Source organism: Nocardia sp. NPDC127606, assembly GCF_042671725.1.
Lineage (GTDB): Bacteria > Actinomycetota > Actinomycetes > Mycobacteriales > Mycobacteriaceae > Nocardia.
This window is the reverse complement of sequence record NZ_JBHXWQ010000001.1, coordinates 86913-96684: the sequence shown is the minus strand read 5'-3', so window position 1 is coordinate 96684 and position 9772 is coordinate 86913. Positions and strand designations below refer to the sequence as shown.

The window sequence follows — 9772 nt, the reverse complement described above, 5'->3', positions numbered from 1 at the left end:
CCGACCGCACCCATGATCTGAACCCGCTTGATCGAATCCACACCGAGATCGGCTTCCAGATCCAGCGACAACGCCAACATCTCCGTCGGGTAACCGGTCTTCTCCGAAACCACCTGCGACAACACCGACCACACCGCGTCGGCGTCGAGCACCGGGGTCTCACTCACCGCGAGGGCACCGGGCGCCGTGGTCTGGGGCAGGGTCTCGACGTCGGCCGTCTGGCGTGCCGAGGCCACGTCCGCCGCTCGCGTCGGCTGGGGATCGTGGATCGGCGACGGTGCCGTATTCCGTTGTGGAGCAGGTGATTGAGCGTTCGGTGCCGAGGGATGCGGGGCCGCCCGATGGTCGAGCAGCGCCGCCGCGTGGGTGTGGCTGCCGTTTCCGTTGCCGACGGGGAGTTCGGCGTGGAAGCCGTTCGTCCCGTTCGTGGTCGCGACGTCGACGGTCGGCGCCGGGGATCCGAGTTCGAGGCCGGACAGCGAGGCGAGGATCTCGTTGACCCGGACATGGGTACGGCCGATCGCCAGGCTCTGTTCCTTGATGGCGTGCACGGTCGCGTGCAGGCGGTCATCGGCGCCGCCCGTCCGCTGCGCGTCGCGCAAGACCGAGACCAGCCCTTCGGCGACCTCGAGTTGACCCTGCGCGTATCGGCTGTGGATGTCGAGGTGCTGCTGAGCAGCCGCGTCGTATCCGGTCGCGGTCTGACTTGCGACGGTGGAACCCGCCCGGACCGGCGCGGCGGCCGGGGCTTCGGCGCTCACCAGTTCCCGCGTGGGGGCGTGCGTTCGCGCGGCCTCGGCCTGTGCGGCGGCGTAGGAATCGGCGGTGATTCGCTCCTGCTCGGCGGCGTGCGCTCGAGCGACCACCTGCGCCTGTGCCGCGGCATCGGCTTCGGCGGCCTCGCGCGCCTGCGTGACAGCTTCCAACACGACTTGCTCCTCGATTCCCTTGCGGTAGAGCTCCTTACGGGATTCCGGCACGAAATCGCGGCCGTTGAGCCGCACCACCATGCCGGGCGCCTCCGGCACCGCGAACGGTGCGGCGTCGTGGCGGTGGATGTCGACGATCGGCGCACCGAGCACCGCCAGGTGCAGCGCCGCCTTCTTGAGCGCCACATCGCTGTCGCCGGTCGGGCCCTGATCGGTGGACAGGGCGATCACTTCGGCGCCGAGCGTCCGGCGCACGAGCGAGGTGAGCGTGGCCTTGGGGCCGAACTCGACGAACACGTTGCAGCCGTCGGCCTGCATAGCCCGCAGACCTGCCACGAACTCGACGGTTTCGAGCAGCTGCTCGGTGAGCACGCGACGGTTGGTCGCGACCCGCGCACCGTATTCGGCGTCCCGGGAATTCGCGTAGATCTTGGCCTTGGGGGCGCGAATGGCGACGCTCTTCACCGCGGCCTTGAACGGCTCGACCGCGTGGGCGACGTAGCGGGTGTGGAACGCGCCCGCCACCGGCAACTCTCGTACGGTCAGCCCCTGTGCCCGGCCCGCCGCGACGAATGCCGCGACGGCGGCGGTGCCGCCACCGACCACCACCTGGTCGGGTGCGTTGTGGTTGCACACGCTCACATCGGGATGGTCGGCGAGGATCGCGCTGACCTGTTCACGGTCGGCCTGTACCGCCGCCATCGTGCCCGCGTCGGCGTCGGTGTCGATCGCCATCGCCGCACCGCGCGCCCTGGCGAGGGTGAAGTAGTCGACGGCGTCGAGCGAACCCACCGCCCACAGCGCGGTCAGCTCACCGAAGCTGTGGCCCATGAACCCTTCGCAGCTCAGGCCGCGCTCGGACAGGAACCGGTACTGGCCCACCGACAGCGCCGCGATCGCGGGCTGTGCGAACTCGGTGCGCCGCAACGTCGCCTCCTGGGCGTTGCGCAACTCCGGGTCGAACACCGGCGCCGGGAACACCACCGAGGCCGGTGGCCGGGCGGCGTCGGCGAACACGGCGTTGGCCTCGTCGAAGGCGGTGGCGACGGTGGGGTTGTTCAGCACCGCGGCCAGGCCCATGTCCACGTACTGGCTGCCCTGACCGGCGAACAGCGCGCCGATCTTCAGATCGGGCATGGCACGTCGACGGAAGACGATGCCGCGCGGATGTGTCCATTCGTCGGCGTCACCGGCGAGTTCGGTCACCGCCAGTGCGCGCAGTGCCGACGCTTCCTCGTCGTCGCGCGCCACGAACCCGACGCGGGCGTGCTCGGCCGGAATCCCGGCGTCACCGTTCGGGGCGGCGTCCGAGCTCAGCAAGCTCGCCAGTTCGGCCGTCGAGGCGGCGTGCCACAGGTGGACCCGCGCGGTGCGATGCATCGTGGGCGCGTGTCCGCGGTCGTCGCCCGCTTCCTCGAGAATCGCGTGAAAGTTGGTGCCGCCGAAGCCCATCGCCGAAGCGGCCGCGCGGCGCTGCGGCCGGTGCGGATCGCGGATCCACGGCCGGGTCCTGGTGTTGATGTAGAGCGGCGAGGAATCGTCGAGCGCCTTGTTGGGTGCGGTGACGTTGATCGTCGGCGGCAGCACCTTGTGGTGCAACGCCAGCGCCAGCTTGATCAGGCTGGCCGCGCCGGCGGCGCCCTTGGTGTGGCCGATCTGGGATTTCACGCTGCCGATCGCGGCGTAGCCGGTCTCGTCGGTGGCCTCGCGCAGCACCGCGTTCAACGCGGCGAGCTCGGTCTGATCGCCGACGCGGGTGCCGGTGGCGTGCGCCTCGAACAGGCCGATCGTGGCGGGCGAGCAGTCCGCGTCCTCGTAGGCGCGGTGCAACGCGGCCTGCTGGCCCTCGGCGCGCGGTGCGTAGATGCTCTTGAAACGCCCGTCGCTCGACGACCCGATGCCCTTGATCACCGCGTACACCCGGTCACCGTCGCGCTCGGCGTCGGCAAGGCGCTTGAGGGCGATCATGCCGATGCCCTCGCCGACCAGGGTGCCGTCGGCACTGTCGTCGAGGGGCTTGATGACACCGGACCGCGACAGCGCCCCGACCTTGCTGAAGCACAGGTAGCCGAAGATCGAGTTCTCGGTGTCACAGCCACCGGTGATCATCATGTCGGCGCGACCGGACACCAGCTCGCTGATCGCGACGTGGACCGCCGACAGCGAACTGGCGCACGCCGCGTCGACGGTGCAGTTCATGCCGCCGAGGTCGAGGCGGTTGGCGACCCGGCCCGCGATCACATTGCCCAGCAGACCGGGGAACGAGTTCTCCTCCCACGACGGGAAGGCGTCGGCGTACTTCTGCGCGATCTGTTCGGCGTCGGCCTGCGTCAGCCCACAGCTGCGAATGACCTCCTTGAGCACCGGCGTCGACAGCCGGGCGGCCAACGGGTGCGACAGCGTCGTCGGTCCGGCGACGCCGAGGACCACACCGGTGCGCTCGGGCCGGTACCAGTCCGATCCGACCGCGCCCGCGTCGGCGAGCACGTCACGGGCGACGAGCAGGCTCAGCAGCTGCACGACCGTGGTGACCTCGAGCTGGTTGGGCGGCAGCCCGAACTCGGTGACGCTGAACGGCATCTCGGGCACGAAACCGCCACGGCGGCAGTAGGTCTTGTCGGGCGCCGTCGGATCGGCGTCGTAGTAGTCGTCGAGGTTCCAGTGCGTGGCCGGCACATCGGACATGCAGTCCGCGGCGTCGACGACGTTCTGCCAGAAGTCACGGAAGTTGGCGGCCATCGGGAACAGTCCGCTCAGTCCGACGATCGCGATCGGATTGTCGGCTAGTCGCCGCGTCATGGCCGGGTCTTCGGAGTGCCGAAGGTGGTCGTTCATGGTTGCTATCCCTTGTCTTCTGCTCAGAGTTGCGAAACTCGCACAGTCCGTACCTCGTCGATGAGGTCGGCCATCGCCGTGCCGATGAGCTGATGGCCCGCCGGACTCGGATGCATGCCGTCCGGGGACCACATGACCGGGTCCGCGGTGATGGGTGCGTTCACCAAATCGAGTCGCACGAGATCGAACTCGTGGACGAGGTCGTCGAGATAGTCGTTGGCTTGCGCGAATCGCGACCGCAACACCGTGCGGACGGATTCGGGCAGGCCGGGCAGGCGGTCGGGAATATTCGGCCAGTTCGTGGTGAACACCAGCCGATCGGGGCGCGCCAGCCCGGCATAGATCTGACGGAGGTTGCGGCGGAAGCGATCCGAGTCGTAGTCGGTGACCAGGTCGTTTCCGCCGACGATCACGCCGACGATCGGAGCATCGGCGGCGAGGGCGACCGGCAGCTGCCGGTCGATGACATCCTGCGTGGTGGCCCCGTAGGAACCGAGGTTCAGTGTCGCGCCGGAAATTCCGAGCAGGTGCTCGACGTGCGCGACAAATCCCGCGAAGGAGCCGTCGGCGTTGACCGAACCGCCGCGCCCCTCCGCGAAACTGTCGCCGAGCACCATCAGCTCATACGTTGGCACCGAGCAATTTCGCGATGCGTTCCGGCGCGAAGAATTCCTCGCCGGTCATTCCGCCACCGACCATCGCGAAGAAGTCCTTGGCGTATTCTTCGTTGTTTTCCAGCGCACGGAAAACAGCCAGCAATTGCGGGGTCAGCTCCAGCGTGGAAATCGTGCAGGTGAATTCGAACCCCGACTGCGATTTCTCGTCACGCTCGCGCTGGTAATCGGCCAGCGCCTCGGCCATCGGCCGCTGGTCACTCAGACCCTCGTGCACCCGCTCGGCGAGCAGCGCCGCGTAGTCGAACGCGTCGGAGATGCCGAGCCCGGTGAACGGGTCCTTGTGGTAGCCCGCGTCCCCGACCAGTGCCCAGCCTTCGCCGTGCGACTGGCGGCGGTAGTTGTCCGGATACCGCATCGGGTAGAAGCGGTCCTCACGCTTGCCCTTGGTGACCAGTTCCTCGGCGAACTCGGGCAGGATCTCGCGAGCGACCTTCACGAAGTTGGCCTCGACATCGGCGCGGAAATCGGAGTAGGTGTCGATCTTGCGCATGACCGCGACGAGGGTCTGGTCGTTGTGGGTCGGCCAGATGCCGATCTGCTGCTTGTCGCCGATGCGGCTGTGGAACTCGGTCTGCGACAGGCCGCTGAAGTAGCTGTAGTAGATGAAGCACTCGGCCGCGACCTTCGTGTAGGTCTCGGCGCCGACAGCGTTGGCGACGAACGAGTTGGTGCCGTCCGCGCCGATCACGATGCGGGCCCGCTCCTCGGCGATCTCACCACCGGCTACCGAACCGCGAATACCGACGACCACGCCGTCTTCGATGATCAGTTCGCTGACGGTGTAGCCGGTGCGAACTTCGGCACCCGCGTCCTTGGCGCCCTCGACCAGGATCGCGTCGAGTTCGGTGCGCCGCGGCGCGTAGGTGGCATCGATGCCCTGGATGGGATCGGCGAAGCCCGCGATGACGATGTCGAGGTAGGACACCGTCATGCGCTTGATCGCCGGCACACCGGTGGCGATCAGCTTGTCGAGCAGGCCCCACTGGGCCAGCCGGGCCAGCCCGCGCTGCTGAATGTAGTGCGTCGAGACGGTGTCGCTGGGGAAGGTGGCACGGTCCACCACCAGGACTCGATGCCCCTGCCTCGCCAGCAACATGCCGACCGGTGAACCCGCGCACCGCGCGCCGACAACAATCGCGTCATACATCAGGGTGACTCCTCAGTAAATGAAACGCTTATGGCCCCGGTTGCGATTTTACGGAGACGAACCACTCGATCCGCGTACCGATTTCCAAACGGATTACATGAATAGGTGTTCCAGAACAATGGTTTCGAGTATTAGCTGTCCGGCAGCTCGGATGAATAGTTGAATTCAACTTCCGTTCATCACGAAAAACGGTTCGATATGGGCTAATTGGGGCATGCCAACTGGAAATGAACCGGCCCCCGGAATTGCCGCAGCGCAGGCTCGGCTGACGAATATGACCGGTGCCGCGACGCCGGACTACGAACAGATCCGCAAGACCGTCGACACGCTCGTCCCGTTCGTGAACCTGGTGGGCGTGCGGATGACCGAGCTGGGCCCCGGCTCGGCGGTGGCCGAGATCCCCGAGGCGCCGGCGATGAGCAATCACCTGGGCACGGTGCACGCGGGCGCGTTGTTCCTCGCCGCCGAAGTCGCCTGTGCCGGTGCGTTTTCCGGCATCATCGCGCCGCGGATCCTGCACGTGCGGACCTTCGTGCTGCGCGGCACCAAGGCCACCTTCTTCCGGCCTGCCCGCGGCCGCGTCCGCGCCAGCGGCACGGTGAGCTCCCCGATCCTGGCCGACGTGGTCGGGCGCGGGACCGAGGAGCAGTTCGATATCACCGGAAAGGCACTGCTGCACGACGACAGCGGCGTCTTGCTCGCGAAGGTGGATCTCGAGTACTTCTGCTGGCTGGGCGCGGCCTAGTCCGGATACAGCGTGGCGATGACGGCGCCGAAGTCGGCTTCGATCGCCGCGCGACGCAGCCGCAACGACGCTGTCAGCTGCCCCTTCTCCATCGAGAAGTCCTCCGCGAGAACGGCGAACCGGCGAATCGACTCCGCACGCGAGACGAGCCGGTTCGCCGCCTCGACACCGGCGGAGATCTCCGCGAGCAGCTGGGTGTCCTCGGTCGGGATCCCGGCGGACACGTCGACTCCGTGCTCCGCGGCCCAGCGAGCCAGCACCACCGGATCGACGGTGATCAGGGCGGTCACATACGGTCGGCCTTCACCGACGAGCATGCAGTTGCTCACCAAGGCGTGCAGGCGAACCCGGTCTTCGAGTGGTGCCGGCGCCACGTTCTTGCCGCCGCTGGTGACGATGATCTCCTTGCGCCGACCGGTGATGAACAGGAATCCGTCCTCGTCGAGCCGGCCGAGATCGCCGGTGGCCAGCCAGTTCTCGGCCGCGTGGCCGCCGTCGGGCCAGTACCCGGGGAAGACCTGCGGGCCGCGGACCAGGATCTCGCCGTCGTCGGCGATCGCGACTGTCGTACCGGGCACCGGCCGGCCGACCGCGCCGGCCCGATTGGCGTGCGGCGCACTCATACTGACCGTCGACGACGCCTCCGTCAGGCCGTACGCGCCGATGATCTCCACACCGATTCCGGTGAAGAAGTCCGCCGTCGACGGTTCCAGCGACGCGCCACCGGCGACCATGTGCTCGAGCCGGCCGCCGAGCATGCCCCGCCACTGCTTGCCGATCTCCGCGTCGATCACCGCGCTCGCCGGAGGCTGCTGACCGCGCCTGCGCGCCTGGCCGACCGCGATCGCCGCCGCCTCCGCGGCGTCGTACCGATCACCGCCGAGCGCCTGGCGCGCGGCCTTGCGGATCTTCTCCAGGACGTACGGGACGCCGATCAGGAACGTCGGCCGAAAGATCGGCAGTTCGGCGGGCAGTTGCGCGGGAGTGGCGACCAATCCCGTACGGACCCCGGCCCATACACAGCCGAACTGCACGACCCGCCCGTACACGTGCGCGAGCGGGAGGAACAGCAGCGTCGACGCGGGATCGGCTGGGGTGCGGCGGAATACGGTGTCGAGGAGTTCGACCACGTTGGCCGCGGCGGCGAAGATGTTGCGGTGCGTCAGCAGGCAGCCCTTGGGGACGCCCGTCGTGCCGCTGGTGTAGACGATCGTCGCGACATCATCGGCGCGCACCGCCAGCCGACGCTCGGTGGCCTCGGCGTCGGTGTTCGCTTCGCCCTGCTCGATCAGCGCCGGCAACGACGAACCGAGCAGCCAAGCCCGGCCGCACAGATCCCCCGCGGCCGCACCGATCAGCTCGCACTGTTCGATCGTCTCCACGAAACACGCGCTGGGACGGGCATCGGCCACGATGTGCTGGATCTGCTCGGCCGACGACGTCGGATACACCGGAACCGCCACCGCGCCCACGCTCAGCACGGCGAAGTCCGCCGCCGACCACTCGAAACTGGTACCGCCGAGGATCAGCACCCGATCGCCCGCGCCGATCCCGTTGGCCAACAAGCCTTTCGCGAGTCCGAGAACGAGCCGCGCGAACTCGTCGTAGTCGACGTCGAGCCAGCCCTCGGCCGTCTTACGACTGAACACAACGGCCGACGGGTCGGCCGCGGCCTTGCCGAACACCACGTTGGCCAAGTTGTCGTCATCGGCCATGGTGACCAGTGGCGCGACACTGTATTCCTGCGCGACCCGCAGCCCCTGCACGGCGCTGTCTCCTTGCACCGCGCTACTCATCGTGACTCGATGCTGGTCAGCGGAGCCGGAACATAGGTCGAGCAGCGACCCGGCAGCCGCACGCCCGCCGCGCGCAGCTGACTCACGCGGGTGGCGAACGCCGCACCGTGCATGATCTGCAGCCCGACCTCGGCGACATGGCGGTGCGCCGGTGCGGCCAGGTAGGTGCCCGCCACCCAGTCGTTGAACGCGCCCATCGCGGGCCCGCACCAGATCTGATAGTCGAGGGTGCGCTCGGGTGTCGCGGCCGTGCTCCAGCCGGACGACCGGCCCAGGTACCACCGGAAGATCAGTGCCATCCGGCGTTTCGGGTTCCCCTCGGCGCGCGCGATCTGCTCGGGGTCGCGCTCACGGAAGTAGCCGAGGCAGTCGTTCCACACCTCGTCGAAGGAGCGGGCCAGGATCCGCTGCTCGATCTCGGCGCGTTCGGCGGCGGGGATCGCCTCGATGCCGTCGTAGCGTCGATAGGTGTCGTACAGCCGCCGTGCGCGGCTCGCGAACATCGTGCCGCGTTGCAGCACCTGCACGTCGACGCCGAGTTCGAACATGTCCGACGAGGGCGCCATGGTGGTGTCGGCGACGCCCGCCGCGGCCAGCAGCCGCTTCGCCGTCTCCGACTGCGCCGCTTCGACAGTGGCCTGATTGACCGATCCGGTGACCACGTAGGAGGCGCCCATCGCGAAGGCGGCCGCGGCGGCCACCGGCGTCCCGATGCCGCCGGCCGCGCCGACCCGGACCCGCTGGGCGAACCCGTATTCGCGCTGGATCCGTTCGCGCACCGCCAGCAGCGACGGCAGCAGCACCACCAGCGGACGGCGGTCGGTGTGGCCACCGGAGTCCGCCTCGCCGGTGATGTCGTCGGCCATCGGCACCGATGCCGCCAGCTGCGCCTGCTCGGCGGTGATCTCCCCCGCGTCGAGCAGGCCGCGCACCAGATGCTCCGGCGCCGGGCGCAGGAACAGCTCGGCCACCTCGGCGCGAGACACCTTGGCGATCACCCGGTTTCGGGCGATCACCTGACCGTTCGGGTCACGGTGCAAGCCGGCCAGCCGGTAGCGCACCACCTGCGGGGTCAGGTCGAGGAAGGCCGAGGCCTCCACGCAGCGCACCTCGTGGCGCAGGCACGCGTCGACGATCGCGCGCTCCAGCGCGTTCTCGCTGGGGCTGTGGATCAGGTTGCAGGCGAAGGGTTTTCCCGGCGCCTCACGCCCGATCGTGGCCAGGGCCTCGTCGATCCGGGCGGGCAGCACACCGGCGGCGCCGAACGAGGCGAGCAAACCGGCGCGCGCCATCGCGACCACCATCGCGGCCGAGGCGATCCCGTTGGCCATCGCACCGGCGTGGTAGGCGAAGTTCACGCCGTGGGTCTGCCGGAACTCGGTGTTGCCCAGCGTTTCCGGCCGCAGCGCCGGAGCCGCTGCCAGCACTTGCGCACCGCGAGCGGTGGCGGCGTCGGTGGTCACCGCGACACCGCGATCGTCACGGACCACGAACACCGGCTTGTCCAATTCCGACAGCGCACGGTAGATGGAGTTGTCGTCCCTGGCGAGCGCCGAGGGTGCAAGGGAAATCGTCACTGTGCCAATCCTTCTGAGAGCCCGAGGGCAGAGGTCGCTATCGAGAGGTCCCACGAACGGTCGGCG

Annotated in this window: 6 protein-coding genes; 1 reads left to right on the top strand and 5 read right to left on the bottom strand. The window is 68.6% G+C overall.

What is annotated here, in order from left to right:
- The 3 genes from ACFVJ5_RS00480 to ACFVJ5_RS00470 form a co-directional block, all read right to left on the bottom strand.
- Positions 1-3764, bottom strand: a 3764-nt coding sequence (locus tag ACFVJ5_RS00480) for a beta-ketoacyl synthase N-terminal-like domain-containing protein (protein ID WP_379219735.1), incomplete at its 3' end; no start/stop codon positions are given.
- Between the two features lie 23 nt (positions 3765-3787).
- Positions 3788-4399 carry a GDSL-type esterase/lipase family protein gene (locus ACFVJ5_RS00475; protein WP_379217669.1) on the bottom strand — a complete coding sequence of 204 codons (612 nt, stop codon included), beginning with the start codon at positions 4397-4399 and terminating at the stop codon, positions 3788-3790.
- Positions 4386-5588 carry an NAD(P)/FAD-dependent oxidoreductase gene (locus ACFVJ5_RS00470; protein ID WP_379217667.1) on the bottom strand — a complete coding sequence of 401 codons (1203 nt, stop codon included), beginning with the start codon at positions 5586-5588 and terminating at the stop codon, positions 4386-4388. The genes ACFVJ5_RS00475 and ACFVJ5_RS00470 overlap by 14 nt, the downstream gene beginning before the upstream one ends.
- Before the next feature lie 274 nt (positions 5589-5862).
- Here ACFVJ5_RS00470 and ACFVJ5_RS00465 point away from each other — a divergent pair, with 274 nt between their 5' ends.
- A complete protein-coding gene (locus ACFVJ5_RS00465) occupies positions 5863-6333 on the top strand; it encodes a PaaI family thioesterase (RefSeq protein WP_379217665.1) in 471 nt (156 codons plus the stop codon).
- On the opposite strand, the gene ACFVJ5_RS00460 is transcribed toward ACFVJ5_RS00465, so the two are convergent.
- Both ACFVJ5_RS00460 and ACFVJ5_RS00455 read right to left on the bottom strand, forming a co-directional pair.
- Complete coding sequence (locus ACFVJ5_RS00460) at positions 6330-8129, bottom strand: AMP-dependent synthetase/ligase (protein WP_379217663.1); 1800 nt, start codon at positions 8127-8129, stop codon at positions 6330-6332. The genes ACFVJ5_RS00465 and ACFVJ5_RS00460 overlap by 4 nt on opposite strands.
- Positions 8126-9706: a PfaD family polyunsaturated fatty acid/polyketide biosynthesis protein gene (locus ACFVJ5_RS00455; protein ID WP_379217661.1), complete on the bottom strand. Its 1581-nt coding sequence runs from the start codon at positions 9704-9706 to the stop codon at positions 8126-8128. Before ACFVJ5_RS00455 ends, ACFVJ5_RS00460 begins: the two co-directional genes overlap by 4 nt.
- Between the last annotated feature and the right edge of the window lie 66 nt (positions 9707-9772).

Coding starts and splice junctions, on each gene's coding strand:
- ACFVJ5_RS00460 (WP_379217663.1), bottom strand. CDS start 8,129: ATGAGTAGCGCGGTGCAAGGAGACAGCGCCGTGCAGGGGCTGCGGGTC.
- ACFVJ5_RS00470 (WP_379217667.1), bottom strand. CDS start 5,588: ATGTATGACGCGATTGTTGTCGGCGCGCGGTGCGCGGGTTCACCGGTC.
- ACFVJ5_RS00465 (WP_379217665.1), top strand. CDS start 5,863: ATGACCGGTGCCGCGACGCCGGACTACGAACAGATCCGCAAGACCGTC.